Below are 21,869 nucleotides of genomic sequence, written 5' to 3'. Positions count from 1 at the left end.
AATCGAAGAATGCCACATGCTGATACTAGAAACAGGGGTGAACGCCGTGATTACGAAATCGAGTTTGTATCGCAAAGAGATGCTGTACGGATATCTGTTTATTTTACCTCCGATTCTTGGATTGCTGATCTTTGTCATGTTCCCGTTCCTCTACTCCCTCTATGGTTCCTTTACGGATTGGGACGGACTGGGACAGATGAATTTTATTGGTCTGGCCAACTTCAAGGATCTGCTCACGGATGACCTCTTTTACAAAGCGATGTTTAACACATTTTTCCTGATGCTTGGTATCCCGATTGGTCTGTTGTTGGCGCTATTGCTGGCAATGGGGCTGAATCGTAAAATCCCGGGCACAACGACATTCCGAGTGATCTACTACATTCCGGTTATTTCCTCACTCGCTGCCGTGTCCATCATGTGGAACTGGGCGTACAACGGAGATTACGGTCTGGTGAACCAGTTCCTTGACCTGTTTGGGATTAAAGGCCCTAACTGGCTCGCGAACAAAGATACCGTCAAACCCGCTCTGATTATTATGACGGTGTGGAAAGGCTTGGGATACACGATGTTATTGTACCTGGCAGCACTGCAAAGTGTATCACGTACATATTACGAGGCGGCAGAGCTGGATGGAGCGAATGGATTCCAAATCTTCCGCAATATCACCTGGCCGATGGTGAAGCCGGTTACCTTTTTCCTGATCGTTACGAATATCATTGGCGGTTCCCAGATCTTCACCGAGATGAACATTATGACACCTACGGGTGGTCCTGAATATTCTTCGGCATCAATCGTTTTCTACATCTGGCAGAAGGCCTTCAGTAACTTGCAGATGGGTTATGCCTCAGCGATGGCCATGATTCTGGGTATTTTCATTTTTGTCATTACCCTTGTGCAATTCAAAATGAACGAAAAATCAGCCTATGATGGGGATTGATTGTCAAGGAAAGGAGTGAACCGGAGATGTCTTACAGTCAAAAGAGGAAGTTAACGAATTCGATCATTTTTATCGTACTCGCGATTGGTGCAATTGCGATGATTGCACCACTGATCTGGATGTTGTCCACGTCATTGAAGGAGAAGCAGGATGTGTTCGCGCTTCCGCCTGTATGGATACCTGAAGTATTCCAGTTTGAAAAGTATAAAGAAATCTGGGAAGCAGGGCCGCTGCTCAGCGGGATCAAAAACAGCCTCATCGTTGCGGTGAGTGTAACGGTGGTGGGTACGTTTACGTCCAGTATCGCTGCATTTGCTTTTGCCAAATTAAGATTCCCGCACAAAAATAAACTGTTCCTCGCATTGCTGGCATCCATGATGATTCCTTATCCGACCGTCATGATCCCGCAATTCATCATGTTTGCGAAGCTGGGCTGGGTGGATACGCTGCTTCCACTGATCGTTCCTGGCCTGTTCGGTAACGTCATCATGATTTTCTTCCTGCGCCAATATCTGCTTAGTGTGCCTGATGCGATTATTGAGGCGGCCAAAATCGATGGAAGCTCCTATTTCCGGCTGTACTCCAGCATTACGTTTCCACTGATCAAACCGGCGATTGCTGCACAGTTGATTCTCTGGTTCATGGGCATCTGGAACGATTATCTGGCACCAATTATCTATCTGAATTCACCGGAGAAGCAGACGTTACAGCTCGTTATAGCGAATTTCAATGCCACGTATGCGATTCAAACCGATTACCCACTTATTATGGCGGCGTCCATCGTAGCTCTGTTACCAGTGTTGATCATCTTCCTGATCTTCCAAAAACAGATTATTGAATCGGTTGCCATCTCGGGAGTGAAGGGATGAATCAGCGGAAGAACTTCCGAGGGTGGACATTTTCGAAGAGAGGGGTTGTTGCTTCCATGTTGCTGTTGTTGATTACTGGGGCTACGGGATGTGCTGGAGAAGGGGCTGGAGAAACGGTGTCCCGTCCGGTCTTTCCTGAAGCTCCTCAAGATACCCAACTGTATGATACCTCCATATTGGATGACGAGTCCCGTTGGACAGTAAACAATGCACATGATCCGGCCATTATCAAAACAGACCAGGGTTACTACGTCTATTCCACAGACGTTCGTGTAGCGGGAGAACCGAAACCCGGCGTCATGGTACGCAAATCGGATGATCTGATCCACTGGACATGGGTAGGCCAGGCTCTGCCAGGCATTCCCCAAGAAGCGCTGGATTGGACAGGTGCAGTGAACCTGTGGGCGCCGGATGTGATTCAGGTTGATGACACCTATCGGATGTACTATTCGGCATCCAGTTTCGGTAGTACCCAGTCGACCATTGGTTTGCAGACAGCTAAGTCCCCGGAAGGCCCATGGACAGATGAAGGGCTGGTTGTGAAAACCCTTGCGAATGAACAGGATAAACTGAATGCCATTGATGCCAATCCCATTGTGGATGCCGAGGGCAATTCGTGGATGGTATATGGTTCGTTTTTTGATGGCATCTATATTGCCCCACTCGATCCGGATACCGGAAAATTCAAGGACGAGGGTTATGGTACCCGCATTGCTGCACGGGATCGTGCAACCGAAGAGGGTGCAGTCGAAGGTCCTTACATCGTGTATAACCCGGAGTTCAAAAAGTATTATCTGTTCGTCTCTTATGATTCCTTATTCGAAGATTATAACGTACGGGTTGCGCGTGCCGATTCAATCACAGGACCGTACACGGACATGAATGGCATGAACATGTTGGATACAGAACATCTGCCTCAATATGAGATCGGCACCAAAATTCTGGGGGGTTATCGCTTCACAGAAGGTGAGGGCTGGGTAGCGCCCGGACATAACTCTGTTCTCAAGGACGGAGACGATTATTATATCGTGCATCATGCTCGGGGCGAGACGGATAAAAACTGGCCCTATCTGCACGTACGCAAAATGGTATGGACGAAGGACGGCTGGCCTGTGGTGTCACCTGAGCGGTACGCCGGTGAGACTGCCCAGGATATTCCGAAATCCATGATTGCCGGGGAGTGGGAAGGCATGGCGCTTGATCCGTCCGTGGACGGGCAGATTCAGGCAGTGCCTTATACCCTAACAAGCAACGGTAAAATTAAAAGCGAAAATGGTTCTGGAACCTGGACATTTGATGGCCAACAAACATTGACACTGACGTGGAAAGAAAGTCCATGGGGCGGAGCTTCCATAGAAGAGCTGAAGCTGCTCCCGTCCTGGGACTGGGAGCGAAGCCAGCCTGCGCTGGTGGTAACAGGACTTAATGACCGCGGTGTAGCGGTCTGGGGCAAGCAGATTAGCGCAGCGGAGGAGTAAGGCAGGAAGCAGCGTGTAACCCGCGAGCGCGAAAAGAGCGAGCTCTACGCCGAGGATGCACAAGCAGTGAGGGGGAGGAAGGAGCCGCAGGAGCGAGTTTGGCATCCGATTTCAACCGCTAGGAGCGGTGGGAAAAGAAATCGGAGGACAAGAGAGCACCAAGTCCCTCCCACCCCTGAACGTCCGCAGTGTATGCCAAAGCTTTCCTGTTAAGGCGCGTTAACGCACAAGATATTGGTGCTTTTGGACAATCAAGAATCATCTGTACTAGCTTTGCGGCCAGCCCTGCATTAAGACGGGAGCGTTGACCCAGCGAAGCGGTCAACCCCGTTAGACCGAGCCAATATAAGGCTCGAAGTGAGGTTGTAACCCAGCGAGCGCGGTAAGAGCGAGCTACTGAACCAAAGGTGCACAAGCAGTGAGGGGGAGGAAGGAGCCGCAGGAGCGAGTTTGGCATCCGATTTCAACCGCTAGGAGCGGTGGAAAAAGAAATCGGAGGACAAGAGAGCACCAAGGCCCTCCCACCCCCGAACGTCCGCAGTGTATTCCAAATATTTCCTGTTAAGGCGCGCTAACGCACAAGACATTGCTGCTAATAAACATTCAAGATGCATTTATACTGGCCAATGTCTGAGGCCAATCAAGTACTTAAATATGGGGGAGTTGACCCTGCGAAGCGGTCAACCCCATTAGACCGAGCCAATATAAGGCTCGAAGTGAGGTCGTAACCCAGCGAGCGCGGTAAGAGCGAGCTGCTGAACCAAAGGTGCACAAGCAGTGAGGGGGAGGAAGGAGCCGCAGGAGCGAGTTTGGCATCCGATTTCAACCGCTAGGAGCGGTGGAAAAAGAAATCGGAGGACAAGAGAGCACCAAGGCCCTCCCACCCCCGAACGTCCGCAGTGTATTCCAAATATTTCCTGTTAAGGCGCGCTAACGCACAAGACATTGCTGCTAATAAACATTCAAGATGCATTTATACTGGCCAATGTCTGAGGCCAATCAAGTACTTAAATATGGGGGAGTTGACCCTGCGAAGCGGTCAACCCCATTAGACCGAGCCAATATAAGGCTCGAAGTGAGGTCGTAACCCAGCGAGCGCGGTAAGAGCGAGCTGCTGAACCAAAGGTGCACAAGCAGTGAGGGGGAGGAAGGAGCCGCAGGAGCGAGTTTGGCATCCGATTTCAACCGCCAGGAGCGGTGGAAAAAGAAATCGGAGGACAAGAGAGCACCAAGGCCCTCCCACCCCTGAACGTCCGCTGTGCACCATGTCTTGCCTGTTCTTTTCACGTATGCGTTACATCCTCAACTCCGAGCCATCACACACACATTTGAAAGGGGAGCATTCCCATGACAGATTCCATTACCTTTACTAATCCCATTCTGGAGCAGCGTGCTGATCCGTGGGTGTACCGTCATACAGACGGCTACTATTATTTTTCCGCTTCCGTACCAGCCTTTGACCGGATTGAGATCCGGCGAGCAGAGACGTTGGAAGAGTTAAGAGATGCTGAGCCGGTAACGGCTTGGACCAAGCGTGACACGGGGCCGATGAGTGCCAACATCTGGGCACCGGAGATTCATTTTATCGATGGCAAATGGTACATACATTACGCTGCGGCTCATACCAGTGAGACCAACGAAGGTCTGTTTGATCACAGGATGTATGTGCTGGAGAACGATTCTACGAATCCACTCGAAGGGGAGTGGGTAGAAAAGGGACAGATCTATACACGCTGGGAATCATTTGCGCTGGATGCAACGACCTTTGAACATAAGGGAATCCGCTATCTGGTCTGGGCACAGAAAGATCCCGATATCGTGGGTAACTCGAACCTGTACATTGCCGAAATGGAAAACCCATGGACGCTACGCGGCGAACAGGTCATGATCTCTACGCCGGAGTATGATTGGGAAATCATCGGCTTTAAAGTGAATGAAGGCCCTGCGGTAATGCATCGCAATGGACGGTTATTTATTGGATACTCGGCGAGCGCGACCGACTACAATTATTGTATGGGTTTGCTCACCGCGGATGAAGATGCCAACCTGCTTGATCCGGCGAGTTGGGTGAAGTCACCCAAGCCGGTGTTCCAGACCTGTGAAGCGAACGGACAGTACGGTCCAGGTCATAACAGCTTTACTGTATCACCAGATGGCAAGACGGATATCTTGATCTATCATGCGCGTAATTACAAAGATATCGAGGGCGATCCATTGTATGATCCAAACCGTCACGCCCGTGCTCAAGTGATTCGCTGGCGTGAAGATGGCACACCTGATTTTGGTGTTCCGGTACCGGATGGAAAAGCAGTAGCAGAAACGAAATAAGATGTAGTATGTCTTTTCAATACGAGAGCCCTTGGTTAGCGAGTGATGCTGATTTAAGGGCTCTTTTGTATGGAAACGATAGGAAAGAGCGGTATGGGTGTCAATGTGTTGGATATAAAACAAAGCAACCACAACGATGATTTCTGCGTATGAGAAAGATACAGATTACGATGCACAACCTATTAGGAGGATTATATATGGATTCACGCGAAACCTTGGACCAGGAACTGGAACAGATTTTGAAATGGGAAAAACAACAGAAGGACTTGTTTATATGGGATAAAATTGGGCGTTTGCCCTTTGCGATGTTGGATAAAGTGATGCCTAAAGCGTTAAAACAGAAAATTGGAGATTCCCTGAACGACGTTGGGCAGTATGTCCAGCATGGGGGAAAGTTCCTCGTACAGAAGAAAAAAGTAGCTAAGCTGCTGCAAGAGGAAGCCGAGAAGTCCGGTTATTGCATGATAGATACGACCTATCGTTTGGAGCAGGAAGCTGAAACCGAGGGCACAACGAAGATTCATAGTGTGGAAAAGTTGCCGCTTCAAGTGTTGGACCAGGTGGCTGATAACATTACCGAGAGTCGAACCAAATTTGCTGCGGCGCAGGGAGCAGCTACAGGCTTCGGTGGCATTGTAACTATTGCAGCAGATATTCCGATGGTGATGGGGCTTTCTCTGAAGGTGCTGCAGGAGATGGCGCTATGTTACGGTTATGATCCAGATGAACCACTGGAGCGTATCTTTATCGTCAAATGTCTGCAATTCTCTTCTGCTGATATCGTAGGCAAGAAAGCGATCATTGAAGAACTCGCCGCATACGACGACCCGGACAAGCCCATTGAAGTGGTATCGCAGATGCAGGGCTGGCGAGAAGTATTTAACTCCTATAGTGAATCCTTTGGTTGGAAAAAGCTGTTCCAGCTCATTCCAATTGCCGGCATGGTGTTTGGATCAGTAAGCAACAAAAATACGATCCGGGATGTAGCCGAAGCAGGCAAAATGCTGTACAAAAAACGTCTGATCCTTCAGCGTTTGAAGTAATAAGGATTAGAGAAAACATAATATTGCAGAAGAATACTATATAGGTTCGATTTAACATTTATACAATAACGGAGAGGACAGAAAGAATCTGAAGAAGCAAAGCGTGCGCCTTTATTCCCGGATTTCCCCTTTTAAAAGAGAGATCAAAAAATCTGGGAATAACAGCGATCGGAAGGTTGTTCTGTCATCGGAGTGTCCGTGTAAATATTCTTTATATGAAGCTATATAGCGTGTCTGACAACTCCAAAGAAGCTGATTTTCCAAATTTTCGTTCCATGAAGGAAGTTTTCCTAAGGCGTGCTAGGGCACATAAATGGAAAATGACGCAGCATATCATCCGATAAAAAATACGGTGATGGTATTTCTTGAGTTTGAAGATGTGAAGGAACTGCATACAGCCCAGGTTAGCAGCGTTGTGATGTGAGACATGAGTGATATGGTTGAGGATCATTACGAGAAAATCTAAATATAACAAAAAGGGTTCCTGCCGATCTGTAAATACAGAGTTGGCGGAACCCCTTTTGTTGTTATGGTTTAAATCGTTAATTTAGACTTCAAATGTAGTGACTAAAGTGAAATCTAACGAACTCAGCAGACGTTATTTGGCGATGATTAACTCATCCTGATTTCTAAAGAATCTCAGACACGTTATTTACTCATTTCACACGCACATCCCAAGGTTTTCAGTCGTTTTCTCGGGAATAGCGTTGCTCAGATTCATTAGATTACGAAATATGTGATATTCGTTCAAATAAGGGCTATCAGGTTGTTTAGCACAGCTAACGTCTTATAAGGGCGATGCTGCCACGCAAGGATTGGATCCAATATAGAATAAATAGTGGACACCTGTTGATGTATGGCTTACTCTTCGCTACCGTTTTCTTTCGCCCAGATATTCAGTAATTTATCGGATGGAAGCAGGAATGTGAAGATCCCTAGCAGGGGCAGGAAGCTGCACATTTGCATCACGGGTGATACACCGAAAACATCAATCCAGTTCCCTAGCACGAGTGCACCCAGCCCCCCCATACCAAATGCCAGACCCGTGATCAGACCGGAAACCGTTCCGATTTTGCCTGGAATCAGCATTTGTGCATATACCACCGTAACCGAGAAGCTGGATAACATGATAAAACCAATAATGGTAAGCAGTACACCTGTCCAGAACAGATTCGCATAAGGTAACAACAGAGCAAGTGGAGCAGCTCCGGCCATGGACAGGAAGATCAGATTACGTTTGCCGAACCGATCCGCAAGAGGTCCTCCGAAGAACGTGCCGAGTGCTCCCGCAGCCAGGAACAGGAAGATATAGATCTGCGCGTCCTCTGTGGACAATCCAAAGGTATCTTTCAGATTAAACGCGTAGAAGCTGCCAATGGAAGCGATATACCAGGAACGAACAAAGACAAGCAAAATTAATAGCGTAATGGCGGCAGTGATCTTTTTGCGCAATGCTGGATTGGGTGCACGCCGGGCAGCAGCTTGTCTACGCAGATATCCACCCGATTGCAGCATGCGTCCATACCAACGGGCGATGTAGATCTGAACGGCGATCCCCATGGCGGCAATGCCTGTAAATCCAATAGCACCGAACAGTCCAAACGGGATAAAGATCCAGCGTGTAAGCAATGGGGCAAGAGACTGCCCCGCGTTACCGCCCACTTGGAAGATGGACTGTGCCAGTCCACGGCGCTGACCGGCAGCCATATGGGATACCCGCGAACCTTCCGGGTGGAAAGCGGCAGAACCCAGACCGACAAAGATAACGGATATCAGGACAGCCATATAACTGTCAGCAAAGGCCAACAGCAACATGCCTGTAAATGTAAAACCCATACCGATGGGTAGAATGGACGGCGTTGGTTTTTTATCAGCAAACCAGCCTACGACAGGCTGCATAATGGATGCGGTAAAGTTGATCGCAAAAGAAATCCATCCGATCTGAGTATACGTGAGATGCATTGAGTCTTTCAGAATCGGGAAAATAGCTGGAATGACCGACTGGATCGAATCATTGAACAGATGAACCAGACTGATCGCAATAAGTATCCGGTAAACGGTGCTTTGTGCATCCAATCCGGGTGGGGCTTTCGAACGCGCTGCGGCGTCCTTGGATAATGAGGTTTGTGTAGACATGTACAATTCTCCTTTGGTCGCGGTCACGAGGGATCAGCGCCTGATGTTGTATTCTATGCGTGTAAGCATATTGTTACATAATAGGATAGATTGATTGGACCGACAAGGGGAACAAGAGAAAACGTACATTTACAAAAGAAATGTATTACTTTAGACTTCATAATAATAAATTCCATATTTTAGAATGAAAAGGAAAGGGGAGGGATGGCATTGAAATCCTTATCGCCTTATGAATCAGCTCGACGTGAACTGGTAATGACCATTGTATATATGGCTGTAATCACGTTTCAGGCTCTCTATGTTGCACCGAAATCTCTATCTGCTGCTATCGTCATATTTATCATTTTTCAATCGATTGGTGTTCTGATGTTGAGACATTACGTTAAAAAAGTCAAAGAACTGAAGGAAGATCAATCTACTTGAAATTGACTCCAAACTTAGGATTGAGACACGGAGGTTCTACAGGTTTATACTAAAAAGCCGAACTTCTTCAGATGGAAGAGTTCGGCTTTTGGCATTCAATGATTCTATTTTATAGAGATTGCATGAACCAGACTACTTTAACGATTATCAATCGTCTCTGGATACATATCATGATTCATCATACGGTGGTCGGCCATCTGCTCGTACTTCGTTCCCGGCTTACCGTAGTTTGTGTACGGGTCAATGGAGATACCACCGCGCGGTGTGAATTTGCCCCATACTTCGATGTAGCGCGGGTCCATCAGCTTGATCAGGTCATTCATGATGATATTCACACAATCCTCGTGGAAGTCGCCATGGTTGCGGAAGCTGAACAGGTACAACTTGAGAGATTTGCTTTCGACCATTTTGATATCAGGAATGTAGCTAATATAGATCGTTGCAAAGTCCGGTTGACCCGTAATCGGGCACAGGCTGGTGAACTCCGGGCAGTTGAATTTAACAAAATAATCACGGTACGGATGCTTGTTATCAAAGCTCTCCAGAATGCCCGGATCGTACTCAAACGTATATTTAACGTTCTGGTTGCCCAGCAACGTCACATCTTGCATCTCATCAGGTTGTCTCATCGGTTATTAAGCGCTCCTTGTTTCCGTCAAAGCCCGAAGCTTCGCGGTATATATGAATAGGCCGTCTTCAATCGTGCCTGTTTAATTCTCTTCATTGTCTGAGTGAATTTCATCCTCATCCGTACATCATGCCATTCAATCCACCCATACTGCCCATTAGACGCCGCGTTTGTTGCCCCATACCAACGTATGAAGCTGTGGAAGCACACGAACATCATTCAGGTCATCGGATGCACTGACTTGGTCAATCAGCCATTCATAACGAGCAAGCAGTGAGGACGCCAGATCTGGCGTATCGGCGGAAGTCACATCCGGGTTCCCGGTTTGTAAAAATAGATCCGTGCCCGGATATCGTGCATGCACACGGCGGGCATAGCCCAGGTCTGTCTCATCGAAGATCACGATCTTCAGACTATGGCTTCGTTCTGCCGGGCCAGCGGCTAGCCGTCCGATCAGATCATCCAGCACGGACCAATCCGTGTCCATGCCGGAGCTGGGTGGCTTGGGCGAGACGGTGACTTCATCAATGTCCGCCAGCCAAGGCTGCCAGCGGGAGCCCTGCGTCTCCACCGCGGTGCGGATGCCGTTCTCCCGCAGCAGGGCAACCAATCCGCCCAGCGAAGCGAGCAGGGCGGGATTACCGCCGGAGATGGTGACATGGGAGAAACGCGTGCCGCCAACGCGGCGCAATTCTTCCCATACGCCCTCCGGCGTAATCATCTGGATCTGGTCCTTGCCACTGCCGTCCCAGGTAAAGGCCGAGTCGCACCAGGAGCAGCGATAATCGCAACCCGCGGTGCGAACAAACATCGTTTTTTGCCCGATGACCATGCCTTCGCCTTGAACCGTCGGACCAAAAATCTCCATCACAGGGATGCGAGCCTCTTGGTTCCGTTCACGCGACGGCCCATGTTCTACAACACTACTCATCAATCATCCACTCCCGTCTCGCTTCCGCGTAACTGGTTGGTGTCTCGAAGAGCCTTACAAACTCTGTCCGTCCGCCGTCGGTTAGCCCAACATATGGCTCTGTCTGAAGCGCATGTTCCATCTGTTCGAACAGCCAAACGACCATATTTTCAGCTGTTGTATTCATTAAAGGAAGTGTCTCGTTGAGGTACTGATGATCCAGATAACCCTCAATCTGAGTTTTCCATATATCCTTGATATGTCCAAAATCAACTGTCAGCCCGGTTTCACCCGGATAACCGCTGATGCCAAATATCACTTTATACGTATGACCGTGCAAGTTCTTGCACTTGCCTTCATAACAATGCAGATGATGTGCCGCGTCAAAGGTGAATTCTTTGCTTACAAGCACACGTTTGCGGTGATAGCGCAGCTGGGTGGGGAGGATATCTTCACCTATTCGTTGCAGATGCTCCACAATACGGAATGTTCCCGGCTCTCTCATCGTACATCCACTCCCGCCGATTCAGCAGCAGCACGTTGCTGTACATAACGATCCAGTCCGGCTTTGCGCAGTTTGCAAGCAGGGCATTCTCCGCATCCATCGCCAATTACGCCGTTATAACAGGTCAGGGTACGCTCACGCACATATTCGAAGGCACCGAGATCATCTGCCATCTTCCACGTTTGGGCTTTGTCCAGCCACATGAGTGGCGTATGAATGACAAATGGGTAGTCCATCGAGAGATTAAGTGTCACATTCATCGACTTTACAAATGAATCCCGGCAATCCGGGTATCCGCTGAAATCCGTCTCACATACACCTGTAACCAGGTGACGAGCTCCTTTTTGTTTGGCCATAATCGCTGCAAAGCTGAGGAACAGCAGATTCCGTCCATCCACAAATGTACTTGGCAGTTCGCCTTCTTCATGTGTAATTTCAACATCTGTGCGCGTGAGGGCGTTGGGTGCAAGCTGGTTTAACAGGCTCATATCGAGAACCGTTTGCTGCACGCCCAGATCGCGAGCGATCTCGGAAGCACATTCAATCTCCAGCTTGTGGCGCTGACCGTAATCAAACGTAACAACCTCGACTTCGGCAAACTGTTGTTTGGCCCAGAACAGACACGTGGTGCTATCCTGACCGCCGCTGAATACAACGACTGCTTTTTCTTCGTTCAACATAAAAAAACCTCTCTATCTTCTTGAGATCAAACCATGCACGAAGGCATAGAGTGTCGGAAGAACAGAGAAGTTCATGAACTGGCATCCATCAAAAAACACACCTTCTCGATAACCGCTTCAAAAAAAGCAGCCATGAGCAAGTGTCCTTAGTTTTTTACGTACATTACGTTAAGTAACGTGTACGCAAGACTTATACTGACCATCACAAGGTCAAGTCTTATAGAGGGAGTTCGCGAACCTCTCCCATGCCATCGGCACGGATTTTCTTCTTCAATTGTCTGAACCATTATAACATGAAACCGCGTGGTGACCACCCCACTGGAGCACAGTGGCAGTTAATCGGTCGGCTTTATCTAGTGACAGTCTGTTTGATATGTTTATTTGATCAGTACATTCCCGAAAGGGATCACTTCTTTCAGAATTCGTTTGAACAGACCCTCATCGTTGAGATCCTGTTCCAACCGACGATTCTCACGTCCAGCCTGAAAGAGTACAGATCCATGTCCTGTCATCTTCCAATGATAATTCATATGCTGACTGGCAAGGTTGTTACCATATACCGTGAGTTCCAGATGTGCATTCTCGGGATAGGCAATGATGCTACCGGCATCCACATACAGCGGTGCTGTTGGGTGAAGTTCCTGTTGGCAGACTTGGCCTTGAGTGAGCAATCCGATTTTACCTCTGCCGGAAAATTTCATTTTCACTGCATCACGGGTGATCAGCATGTTTTTGATTTTTTGGATTTTGGTATGCATCGTTACACCATCCGAGTAGAAGAACAGGTGGCGGAAATCATAGAGCAGATCACTGTCCTCCGTGAGCTCCACTTCCTTCATGGTGAATCCGGGAGGCAGGGCAGCCACAAATTGGCAAGGTCCGGTAATTTCAGATTTAATCAGCTTTTTCTTGCGATATATGCCTGTAATATTCATGAATTTATCATTGCGGCTCCCACTTGGACCGCGGAAGGCCACTATTTGCTGTGGATGCAGAATATGAAGGCGGTCATCTTTAATCAGTGAAAATGTGACGACTTGTCCAGTTCCGCCTGCTTCAGCATGGTTCAGGTGTATGTTCATGCAGTTGCTCCTGTCTTTTATACTCGGCCTGAACGGCGACGCATTCCCCAACGCATCACACGAATCAGAACAAAATAACCCAATATGAGAGAAACGACAGTGATGATCATCGTCTGAATTCGTTTGCTGGCAGCCGCTCTGGCATTCTGGTCATCTTGCAATTTGCTTACCATTTCAGTAAGTTTCTGGTTCTGAGCCAGTAGCTGTTCGTTCTGGGTCTTAAATGCTTCGACATTGGCCTGAGCTTGTCCCAGCTGATCGGATGTTTGATTCAATTGCTCCATGGTTTGTTTGTAACTTTCCTGCAGAGCGTTCACTTCTCCAGGCAATTCGGAGACTCGCTCCCAGCCGCTATATATATCCGTGAAAATATTGGCACTGGCTGCATTTGCTGTCGAAGCGATCGAAACGGTAAATAGAATGCATGTGGTGAATAACACCCGAATGAAATAACCCTGAATGGATTTTGGCATCGTTAACACCTCTTTCTTCGGTTAGATCGAGCAATCGCCGAAATCGTCGTCTATTGTTGAAATACGGCTCTTACATTATACGTCAAAATCGGGACGATGGGTTCAAGATGATATCGTTTTATTACCCGAAATATTTAAAATGATTTAGGAACAGGGCTGTTTAGCATATAAATCTGTGGGGTAATAGAACGATAGGCAAGCACACCGGACCGTTTTAACAGAACTTTTACTTCAGTTCCGGGTGCATGCTATTCACAAATACGCAATTTAATGAACGATACCAATATATCCGATTGAATATAAGATCGCGAACATGAAGGAGTAGAAACATATGTATACGACAGATCAGAACACATCAACCAAAACAATTATGATCACTGTTAACGGAGAACCAGTAGGGCGTAAGCTGGTCATTGACAGTGTCACCTATGCTCCGGTAACCCAAGCAGATGGTGCACAATACTTACACAAAATGGGAATTGATCATCCTACAGTTTAATTTGGGACTTGTCATAGATTTAGGATTGAAAAGCTTGGCATAGTGCCAGGCTTTTTCGTCGTTTATTGTCGTATTCAGGCGGATTTGGGGACGAGAAACTAATATATTGGAAAAATTTAATGGGAACATGTGTTCCGTGACAATATAGTGTCCATTCACCCTGATAACTTAGAAGATAATACACATAAATCGGGGGAGAGACTACCAGTGAACTCAGTCTTTGAAGTATCTTATTCGTGGAATAAAGAGGCCATACCGACAGGGGGAGCCGACCCCGTATATATGATGGTAGAGTGGCGTAACGGTGCCCCTGCCAAAAGACTTAGGAAAATAGCACCCAAAATTGTATCAAGAGATTTGGAACTTTTGCTCAAACCGGAATATGGGGTACAGCTCAAAGGCATCTATGGATGTCGCTCCAAAGAAACAGATATTGGTTGGTTACTCAGGCTTGGTGATGTATACAAAGGGGAGAGCAAACAAATTTTGCTTGAATTCGTCATGGGACCCCATGTATCAGGAAAAGCAGCGGTATGTTCAGCCTACTGGAGCACAAGGAAGTTGAAGCAAAGTCAACGCGTATTGTTACGAAGAGAGCAGTTGTATATTCAGTACACCAGTCATCTCGGCATGCTGAGACAGCCGGAAGATCCGAAGGTGGAAAAGACCATTAAGTTAAGTGAAACTGTACCGTTGATCAAGCAAGCCTTACGTGCCTATGAAAGGGGCCGGGTTCAAGAGGGGAGTCATATGTTGCGTCGTCATGCAGATGCGCTGTTAATTGAAGCCGCACGCAAGCAGGATCTGGATTATTACACAGAAGCCGAGATCGTTGAGAAGCTGCGTTGTCATTATGAAATCACGTTTACAACCGGATATCATGACCGTGAACAAAAGATATTAGGCGAATAGGGTTGATTTCAGATGGTTACGGTATAGAGAGAACGAGTCTACATATGTTTTGAAGGTGAAGTTTAGGAGAAGGTCGAATGTATGTATCAATATCATATTAAACTATGGATGGAGTTGTATCAAATTTATTGAAACAACATCGTGGAGGGTCCGGCAAAATGACAGACCGACTAATCCGATTAATGCGCATTATCACGCTGGTACAAGCCAAGCCAGGCATTCTGGCGCGTGAGCTTGCCCAGCGATGCGAGACGACGGAAAGGACGATATACCGCGACATGGAGGCCCTCAGTGCAATGCATATCCCGATCGCCAATATGGGACACGGACAAGGGTACATGTTTATCAGCCATTTTGCCATGTATCCGCTTAATTGGTCTGATGAAGAAGCCCAAGCTTTCATGCATCTTGCTGAAGTTATGGAGAATATTCGTCCTTTGCTGAAACCTGCTTTTGAGAGCGCGTATGAGAAAGTGGTTGCTTCGAGTCAGAAAAACAAAACAGAACGTGTGGAATGGTCGGAGCAAATAAGTGGATTATTCAAAGTGGGATTGCCCGTATGGCAACATGAAAATAATGATTCACAGAACCAATCTCTGATTACCCTGCTTCAGGCTGGAATCTCACAGAACACTATTGAAGCGGAGTATCTGTCTCAAGGGAAAAAAGGAATTGTACGCATAGATCCTTACTGTCTTATCCCGCAAGAATACAGATTTGAGCTGTTAGGGTATTGTCACCTGTCGGAGAAACTTCGAATATTTCAGGTGAGCCGGCTGCTAAGGATACGGATCTTGCCGCGTACGTTTCGAAAAGAGGACTATCTCATACAATCACACTTCCGCATTCCTTGGGCATATGAGGGAAGTACGGAGTGGACTGCGTTCAAAATTCGATTTGCACCCCATGCTGTGGAGCGTGTAATGCAGGAACAATTCTATATACGCCCCATCTTAACCATAGAACCGGAAGGTAGCCTGTTATTTGAAGCCATTTTAAGTGACGTTGAGGAGTTTCTCGTATGGATATCCAAATATGGACCTGATGCGGAGATCCTCGAACCAGAGATATGCCGCATCAAGATGAAAGAACGCCTGAACTATTGGCAGCAAATGTACAATAGAAGTCGAGATTAGAAGGCTCCTATTCTATCACAACACACGATTAGGCACCGTGCTGTGGAGAGCTACTCTTTGGATTTGAACAGGTTTGCCAGGTTGCCAAACGGAGATTCTTTCTCTTCATCTTCTGTAGAGCTGGAATAGACAACCTTGGATGCAATGCCTTCATCATCGGCTGCACAGTTATTTTCCAGCGTGAATCGGTCGAATTGATGCATGAATACCTTGGCTGTATTGATGGCATCATCCAATGCGCGGTGCTGGGTACCATCGAATTCAATGCCGCAGATTTCAAGAGCCTGAGCGAGACCGAGTTGACGGAACTTGCCTTCTTTGCGAACGGTGCGCGACCATTGTTGCTGGAGATCGTTATGATTGGTGATCCAGGCCACATCCAGTTGATGGGTGCGACAATGAGAGATCAGTTTGCTGCGGTCATCGGGTCCCCAGGAACACATGTAATAGGGGTCACTTCCCATCCAGGCAATGAATTGATTCAATGCTGCCGGAAAAAGTGGGGCTGCATCAATATCTTTCTGCGTGATGCCTGTAAACTGAATCGTGTCAGTGGACAGAACGGATTTGTTGGAAGGACGAACATACGTATGGAACGTATCCGTAACGGCCAATCCATCCGCACTTTCCGTAACTTTGACGGCGCCGATATCAATGATTTCAGAAGAATAGCGAGTATTGCGGCTTACCGTGAATTCAAGATCATATATGATATATGGCATAGGACAAGCTCCTTTATCGATTAATACCTGTGGTAGATTTCTATTTCTCTATATTACAGGGAACATGCTTCCATGTCAGCCATCGCCAGAGAATTCATTGTAATCAGGATGAACGAACTGTTTGAATGTTTAATTATCTAACAGATGCATTTCCGGTTTTGGTAAGTCTTTACTTCGCAAAAAGTGGTCGTTATAATGAGTGGAGTTAGGGGCTTTCCTATATATTGGTCTGTATTTATGGCAACATAAAAGTAGAATTATTATCAAAACTTCCTAACACAGTTTGAAATGTTGGGAAGTTTTTTTGTTATTTATGCCTATTCATGCAGGAAAGGAGAGAAATTAGTCGGTTGTTGGTATAACATAGGAAAACTGCTTCACGAGTTCGTATTATTGAATTTACAGTACATATGGAGGTTTGTTTCTTTGATTAGCAGAAAAATGAAAATAACAGCAATTACAGCTAGTGTGTTTGTTGTGTTAATGAGCGCTGCTTATGGTGCATTTTATATTTGGAACAAGAATTATAAATTTAATAATAATTATGTATGGCAGCCACTGGAGAACGTAGAATCTACATTAACCTTGAAAGATTCCTATAACGTGATTGTAGCTGGAACGGACCCTGAAGGTATTACCGCTGCCTTATCAGCTGCTCGTAATGGGATGCGTGTGTTACTGGTGGAAGCCAGAGATCGCAACATGTTGGGCGGATTGTTAACCGAGGGAGGCCTTAATACGCTGGATCTAAATTATTCCCCTGAACAACCGCAGTTATTGAGTAGTTTGCGACAGCCTGATTTTTTGAACAAGGGCATTTTCCAGGAATGGTTTGACCAGATCGAGGGCAGTTCTTTTGATACCCATACAGCAGCTAACGTTTTCTATCGGATGGTTCGTTCTGAACCTAATATTGACCTGTTGATGAACGCGAAGGAATTAGTTCCTCTTACTGAACAATCTACGGGAGATCACACGACAATAACGGGGATGAGCATAACGAAAGAAGACGGAACAACGGTTCAGATATCAACCCGCTCCATTATTGATGCGACGCAAGATGCGGATATTGCAGCCGCTGCAGGAGTTCCATACTCCATCGGTAGACAAGATATTGGAGATGGTAAATCCAAAATGGTCTCTACGCTCGTATTCAAGCTAAGCGGTGTTACAGATGAGGTATGGCAAAAGTTTAGGGAAAGAGAGGGAACCGGGGTTGATAAGATGAGTGCTTGGGGGTACGGTGATGCTCGAAAATATGAATCCTCCAATCCACAACATATTAAGATTCGTAGTCTGAATATTGGAAGACAAAATGATGATACAATCTTGGTTAACACGATGCAGATCTTTGGGGTAGACCCGTTAGATCCCATATCTGTGAAAGAAGGTTTGGAGATCGGGAATAAAGAAGCCCCACGAATTGTTGATTTTCTGAAGAAAAATTATGATGAATTCGCAGGGCTGCAATATGCTGGGACAGCGAATGAGCTTTATGTGAGGGAGTCACGTCACATCTATGGCGAGTATCGATTAACTTTAGCGGATGTCATGGAAAATCGTGATCATTGGGATGCCATTGGATACGGTTCATACGATATTGATATTCAGAGCACGAGTGTTGGAAATGCCGGCACGATTATGTTAAGTCCGATTCAATATGGTGTACCTTTTCGTTCTCTTGTTCCGCTAAAGGTGGATGGTATGCTTGTCGTCGGACGTGCAGCAAGTTATGATACAATCCCACATGGTAGTGCGAGAGTTGTACCGCTGGGAATGGCAGAGGGAGAAGCGGCAGGAGCGGCGGTCAAACTGGCCTACGTCCATAAGGAGTCCTTCCGAGAACTCTCAGCTTCTGAAGAGCGAGCATCTGAATTACGCAAAATGCTGGAAAAACAGGGTATGGATCTAAAGGTACATCATTTCGAACAGCCTAAATATATGGAACATAAGGATTACAAGGGATTGCTGGCTGCCGCGAGTATGTATATGACTTCAGGCAATTATAATAACGATGGTTGGGAACTGGATAAAGGAATGAATCCGGAACGATTTTTAAGTAAATTGAAAAGAATGCAGTCGATGTTCCCAGAAGCCTACACCGGCAGTGTCGATCAAGCTCTGGCCACTATGGAGAATGCCTCAAGTCTACCTTTAACGTTGGATCAGGCTGCGTATATGTTATGTCTGGCAATGGGATCTGCAGAAGCTGAAACTTCACTTGAAGATGCACTTGCTCAATTGCAAACGCAAAACTTTATAAGTGACGACACACTTGCTGGCATTCATGACAAGAACAATCTTACCAATGGGGATGCGTTTATGCTCATTCGTGATGTAGTGGAGTATTATTCAGGAGTTGGTTGGTTGACAATTACTTGTAAATGAACTAATGTGGTCAAAAATGATAACAGCGTTATAACGAGGACATGATTGTGCAAGCCAGCTTCAACAGAGAGGGGACAGTATGGTGTAAGGTTCCTGTAGCTGCTTCGTAATTCCTACCTCGCGAGCTGCGGAAGAGAATACTCATTCAGGGTTGCAACATCCGCCGGCAGGGCCCGTTATGCCCCGTAGGACTGCATTTTACAGATCGCATAGGTTGCGAACGGATGAATATGCAGTTAAACAAGGGTGGTACCACGACACATTCGTCCCTTGACGGATGTGTCTTTTTGTTGTTTACACGCCGTATTTTGATAATAAAAAAAGAAGATTGGGAGTGGTCCAGATGCGTCAAAGTGAAATGTTTGTTCCAACATTACGTGAAGCGCCAGCGGAGGCAGATGCGGCAGGACATCGCTGGTTACTGCGCTCCGGTATGATTCGCCAACTGGCAGCAGGAATCTACAGTTACCTGCCTCTTGGACGCCGTATATTGTTGAACGTTGAACGGATCGTTCGAGAAGAGATGGATCGTGCCGGTTGTCAGGAAGTATTACTGCCGATTATGCAGCCAGCCGAACTGTGGGAAGAGTCCGGAAGGTACACCCAGTATGGTCCTGAATTAATGCGTCTAAAGGATCGTCATGCAAGGGAGTTTGCTCTTGGACCAACACATGAAGAAGTGGTAACTGCGTTAGCGCGGGATGAGGTGAACTCGTATCGTAAGCTGCCATTCACGCTGTACCAGATCGGAACCAAGTTCCGGGATGAACGCCGTCCTCGATTTGGATTGCTGCGCGGTCGTGAATTTATCATGAAAGATGCGTACTCTTTTGCTTCCGATTGGGAAGAACTTGATCGGACTTATCAGGCGATGAATACAGCTTACAGTCGCATTTTGGAACGTTGTGGTCTGGACTATATCCGTGTCGAGGCGGACGCAGGAACGATTGGCGGTCAGGGGGAGACACACGAGTTCATGGCTCTTGCTGATGTGGGTGAGGACACGATTGTCACCTGCAAACATTGTGGATATGCCGCAAATCTGGAGAAAGCTGATTATCAGACTTTAGAAGATACGGAGAAAAAAGAAGGAAGCTTGGAAGTTCCAGTCGACGCTGCCAGTGCAGACTCCGCTCTTCAAGCGGATGAACATTCAGGAGCGGAAAACGTAGTACGCATCTCGACACCTGGCGTTCGTACGATTACAGAGTTAAGCGCCTTTGTGGGCGAAGCTGCTAATCATATGATCAAAACACTGCTTTATCTGGCAGACGGTCGGCTCGTTGCTGCCCTTGTACGTGGAGATCATGAACTGAATGATATCGCATTAAAGCAGTTGTTGGGTGCAGAGGAACTGATCCTTGCAGACGATGCAGCCATTGCAGCACATCCGAGTCTGAAGGTCGGTTTTCTGGGGCCGATTGGACTGAATCTGCCGATGGTGGTGGACGCTGACGTGGCAGTGATGAAGAGTGCAATCACAGGAGCCAATGAAGTGGATATGCATATTTCCGGTGTACGCCCAGGCATTGATTTTGCATTGGAGCGAGTAGAACGAATCCGTTTTGCTGCTGAAGGGGATGCTTGCCCAACATGTGGCTCACCACTTGGTTTTACCAAAGGCATTGAGGTTGGACACATCTTCAAATTGGGAACGAAATATAGTGATGCCATGGGTGCTTCATTCCTGGATCGTAATGGTCGCCAGTGTGCGCCAGTCATGGGGTGTTACGGCATTGGCGTATCCCGTCTGATGGCTGCGATAGCTGAACAGTATGCAGGAGATGAAGGCATACGTTGGCCTGCGACTGTGGCGCCATATGATGTGCATCTGATTCCGGTAAGCTGGAAGGATGAGCAGCAGCGTCAACTCACGCTGGAACTGGAACAACAATTGGTCGAGGGTGGTTTCACTGTATTAGTCGATGACCGGGACGAACGACCAGGTGTGAAATTCAAGGATGCGGAGCTAATCGGATTGCCTGTACAGATCGTGATTGGCCGAGGAGCAGCAGAAGGACAGGTTGAACTGGGATCACACGCCCTTGCTGCATCAGGTGAATCGAAGCGAATCTCGTTAACGGCCCAGGAAGCCGTGTGTTATGTGAAGGAACAGCTCACTTCCTAGATCTATTTGGCTAATGATATAAGTTCATATAGTAGTACCGAATATCATGCGGTCGATCATTTTGATTGCCAAAATTCCAATTCGAGTATGAAAAAGAGGGCTATAGACATATAAATAAGCGAGATTGTAGTTGTTGTATCAGACGAAATAACTAAATGGGGATCATTGTATTCAGTATACAAATGGTTTTATGATTAAGGGATTCGAGATCGTCATGCTCAGGGCGGATTGATGTGCAAGTATGCAATTTTGAGAAGACAGAGATGTCGAAATCAAATGTACAATAACCGCATGAATACAGTAATTTTGGAGAATTTTTATATAGTTCGGTATCGAAGGCACGTGATAAACTTGGTCCGTAAAGTCCATGCAGGGATTTATTTTTACTTCAAATGATTGTCAAGATCAGCAGGATATGTCCACGGGAAATGTTCAACATAACTGATATGGGTGGATGTTTAACAACAGATATTAAAAAATGGAATAGAAAAAAAGGGAGTCCCTTAACCAGTAATCTGGCTTGAGGGACTCCCTTTTTGTTATGGCAAGCTAGATTCGTGATGTAATTGAACCATATCAGCGGTCACGCCTA

19 protein-coding genes are annotated in these 21,869 nt (G+C 46.9%); 11 read left to right on the top strand and 8 right to left on the bottom strand.

What is annotated here, in order from left to right; all coding sequences use genetic code 11:
- Positions 1-46 precede the first annotated feature (46 nt).
- From ACX9NY_RS17455 to ACX9NY_RS17435, 5 genes are all read left to right on the top strand, one after another.
- Positions 47-937 carry a carbohydrate ABC transporter permease gene (locus ACX9NY_RS17455; RefSeq protein WP_036611613.1) on the top strand — a complete coding sequence of 297 codons (891 nt, stop codon included), beginning with the start codon at positions 47-49 and terminating at the stop codon, positions 935-937.
- A 26-nt stretch (positions 938-963) separates the two neighbouring features.
- Complete coding sequence (locus ACX9NY_RS17450; protein ID WP_339259323.1) at positions 964-1,806, top strand: carbohydrate ABC transporter permease; 843 nt, start codon at positions 964-966, stop codon at positions 1,804-1,806.
- Between the two features lie 56 nt (positions 1,807-1,862).
- Positions 1,863-3,284, top strand: a complete 1,422-nt coding sequence (locus ACX9NY_RS17445; protein ID WP_472479329.1) for a family 43 glycosylhydrolase — start codon at positions 1,863-1,865, stop codon at positions 3,282-3,284.
- Positions 3,285-4,631: 1,347 nt separating this feature from the next.
- A complete protein-coding gene (locus ACX9NY_RS17440; RefSeq protein WP_339259325.1) occupies positions 4,632-5,612 on the top strand; it encodes a glycoside hydrolase family 43 protein in 981 nt (326 codons plus the stop codon).
- Positions 5,613-5,809: 197 nt separating this feature from the next.
- A complete protein-coding gene (locus ACX9NY_RS17435) occupies positions 5,810-6,655 on the top strand; it encodes an EcsC family protein (RefSeq protein ID WP_472474039.1) in 846 nt (281 codons plus the stop codon).
- 861 nt (positions 6,656-7,516) lie between these two features.
- On the opposite strand, the gene ACX9NY_RS17430 is transcribed toward ACX9NY_RS17435, so the two are convergent.
- Positions 7,517-8,791 (bottom strand): MFS transporter, encoded by a 1,275-nt coding sequence (locus ACX9NY_RS17430; protein WP_339240187.1) that lies wholly within the window; start codon positions 8,789-8,791, stop codon positions 7,517-7,519.
- Positions 8,792-9,001: 210 nt separating this feature from the next.
- Here ACX9NY_RS17430 and ACX9NY_RS17425 point away from each other — a divergent pair, with 210 nt between their 5' ends.
- Positions 9,002-9,214 carry a hypothetical protein gene (locus tag ACX9NY_RS17425; protein WP_339240188.1) on the top strand — a complete coding sequence of 71 codons (213 nt, stop codon included), beginning with the start codon at positions 9,002-9,004 and terminating at the stop codon, positions 9,212-9,214.
- A gap of 137 nt (positions 9,215-9,351) precedes the next feature.
- Here ACX9NY_RS17425 and queF read toward each other — a convergent pair whose 3' ends face one another.
- The 6 genes from queF to ACX9NY_RS17395 all read right to left on the bottom strand — a co-directional run bounded on the left by queF (position 9,352) and on the right by ACX9NY_RS17395 (position 13,492).
- On the bottom strand, positions 9,352-9,843 hold the full coding sequence (queF, locus tag ACX9NY_RS17420) for a preQ(1) synthase (protein ID WP_017690202.1): 492 nt from the start codon (positions 9,841-9,843) through the stop codon (positions 9,352-9,354).
- A 156-nt stretch (positions 9,844-9,999) separates the two neighbouring features.
- The gene (queE, locus tag ACX9NY_RS17415; protein WP_342572103.1) at positions 10,000-10,773 is read right to left on the bottom strand and encodes a 7-carboxy-7-deazaguanine synthase QueE; all 774 of its coding nucleotides are present in this window, start codon (positions 10,771-10,773) and stop codon (positions 10,000-10,002) included.
- Positions 10,766-11,257 (bottom strand): 6-carboxytetrahydropterin synthase QueD, encoded by a 492-nt coding sequence (gene queD / locus ACX9NY_RS17410; protein ID WP_339259335.1) that lies wholly within the window; start codon positions 11,255-11,257, stop codon positions 10,766-10,768. Before queD ends, queE begins: the two co-directional genes overlap by 8 nt.
- Positions 11,254-11,934, bottom strand: a complete 681-nt coding sequence (queC, locus tag ACX9NY_RS17405; protein ID WP_339261333.1) for a 7-cyano-7-deazaguanine synthase QueC — start codon at positions 11,932-11,934, stop codon at positions 11,254-11,256. The genes queD and queC overlap by 4 nt, the downstream gene beginning before the upstream one ends.
- Positions 11,935-12,314: 380 nt before the next feature.
- Positions 12,315-13,019, bottom strand: coding sequence for an AIM24 family protein (locus ACX9NY_RS17400; protein ID WP_339240194.1), 705 nt, complete (start codon positions 13,017-13,019; stop codon positions 12,315-12,317).
- A 17-nt stretch (positions 13,020-13,036) separates the two neighbouring features.
- A complete protein-coding gene (locus ACX9NY_RS17395) occupies positions 13,037-13,492 on the bottom strand; it encodes a hypothetical protein (protein ID WP_472474035.1) in 456 nt (151 codons plus the stop codon).
- A 331-nt stretch (positions 13,493-13,823) separates the two neighbouring features.
- Between ACX9NY_RS17395 and ACX9NY_RS17390 the strand changes: the two genes are divergently transcribed.
- The 3 genes from ACX9NY_RS17390 to ACX9NY_RS17380 all read left to right on the top strand — a co-directional run bounded on the left by ACX9NY_RS17390 (position 13,824) and on the right by ACX9NY_RS17380 (position 16,039).
- Positions 13,824-13,991 carry a hypothetical protein gene (locus tag ACX9NY_RS17390; protein ID WP_339259341.1) on the top strand — a complete coding sequence of 56 codons (168 nt, stop codon included), beginning with the start codon at positions 13,824-13,826 and terminating at the stop codon, positions 13,989-13,991.
- 207 nt (positions 13,992-14,198) lie between these two features.
- Positions 14,199-14,903 (top strand): hypothetical protein, encoded by a 705-nt coding sequence (locus ACX9NY_RS17385; RefSeq protein ID WP_342572105.1) that lies wholly within the window; start codon positions 14,199-14,201, stop codon positions 14,901-14,903.
- A gap of 158 nt (positions 14,904-15,061) precedes the next feature.
- The gene (locus ACX9NY_RS17380) at positions 15,062-16,039 is read left to right on the top strand and encodes a helix-turn-helix transcriptional regulator (protein ID WP_342572106.1); all 978 of its coding nucleotides are present in this window, start codon (positions 15,062-15,064) and stop codon (positions 16,037-16,039) included.
- Between the two features lie 50 nt (positions 16,040-16,089).
- Here the strand turns inward: ACX9NY_RS17380 and ACX9NY_RS17375 are convergent, their stop codons facing one another.
- A complete protein-coding gene (locus ACX9NY_RS17375; RefSeq protein WP_339259345.1) occupies positions 16,090-16,761 on the bottom strand; it encodes a 3'-5' exonuclease in 672 nt (223 codons plus the stop codon).
- A gap of 426 nt (positions 16,762-17,187) precedes the next feature.
- Between ACX9NY_RS17375 and ACX9NY_RS17370 the strand changes: the two genes are divergently transcribed.
- A complete protein-coding gene (locus ACX9NY_RS17370; protein ID WP_472474032.1) occupies positions 17,188-19,149 on the top strand; it encodes an FAD-dependent oxidoreductase in 1,962 nt (653 codons plus the stop codon).
- A 343-nt stretch (positions 19,150-19,492) separates the two neighbouring features.
- Entirely contained in the window at positions 19,493-21,277 is a 1,785-nt protein-coding gene (locus ACX9NY_RS17365) for a proline--tRNA ligase (protein ID WP_472474030.1), read from the top strand.
- The last annotated feature ends 592 nt before the right edge of the window (positions 21,278-21,869 follow it).

It is taken from the genome of Paenibacillus sp. CB74 (assembly GCF_055687625.1).
This window is presented reverse-complemented; position numbering and strand designations above follow the sequence as displayed.

Excerpts from the sequence above, each read along its gene's own strand:
- queD (WP_339259335.1), bottom strand. The coding sequence starts at position 11,257 with ATGAGAGAGCCGGGAACATTCCGTATTGTGGAGCATCTGCAACGAATA.
- ACX9NY_RS17450 (WP_339259323.1), top strand. The coding sequence starts at position 964 with ATGTCTTACAGTCAAAAGAGGAAGTTAACGAATTCGATCATTTTTATC.
- ACX9NY_RS17380 (WP_342572106.1), top strand. The coding sequence starts at position 15,062 with ATGACAGACCGACTAATCCGATTAATGCGCATTATCACGCTGGTACAA.
- ACX9NY_RS17365 (WP_472474030.1), top strand. The coding sequence starts at position 19,493 with ATGCGTCAAAGTGAAATGTTTGTTCCAACATTACGTGAAGCGCCAGCG.
- queF (WP_017690202.1), bottom strand. The coding sequence starts at position 9,843 with ATGAGACAACCTGATGAGATGCAAGATGTGACGTTGCTGGGCAACCAG.
- ACX9NY_RS17375 (WP_339259345.1), bottom strand. The coding sequence starts at position 16,761 with ATGCCATATATCATATATGATCTTGAATTCACGGTAAGCCGCAATACT.
- ACX9NY_RS17400 (WP_339240194.1), bottom strand. The coding sequence starts at position 13,019 with ATGAACATACACCTGAACCATGCTGAAGCAGGCGGAACTGGACAAGTC.
- ACX9NY_RS17430 (WP_339240187.1), bottom strand. The coding sequence starts at position 8,791 with ATGTCTACACAAACCTCATTATCCAAGGACGCCGCAGCGCGTTCGAAA.
- ACX9NY_RS17435 (WP_472474039.1), top strand. The coding sequence starts at position 5,810 with ATGGATTCACGCGAAACCTTGGACCAGGAACTGGAACAGATTTTGAAA.
- ACX9NY_RS17390 (WP_339259341.1), top strand. The coding sequence starts at position 13,824 with ATGTATACGACAGATCAGAACACATCAACCAAAACAATTATGATCACT.
- ACX9NY_RS17395 (WP_472474035.1), bottom strand. The coding sequence starts at position 13,492 with ATGCCAAAATCCATTCAGGGTTATTTCATTCGGGTGTTATTCACCACA.
- ACX9NY_RS17440 (WP_339259325.1), top strand. The coding sequence starts at position 4,632 with ATGACAGATTCCATTACCTTTACTAATCCCATTCTGGAGCAGCGTGCT.
- ACX9NY_RS17445 (WP_472479329.1), top strand. The coding sequence starts at position 1,863 with ATGTTGCTGTTGTTGATTACTGGGGCTACGGGATGTGCTGGAGAAGGG.
- queE (WP_342572103.1), bottom strand. The coding sequence starts at position 10,773 with ATGAGTAGTGTTGTAGAACATGGGCCGTCGCGTGAACGGAACCAAGAG.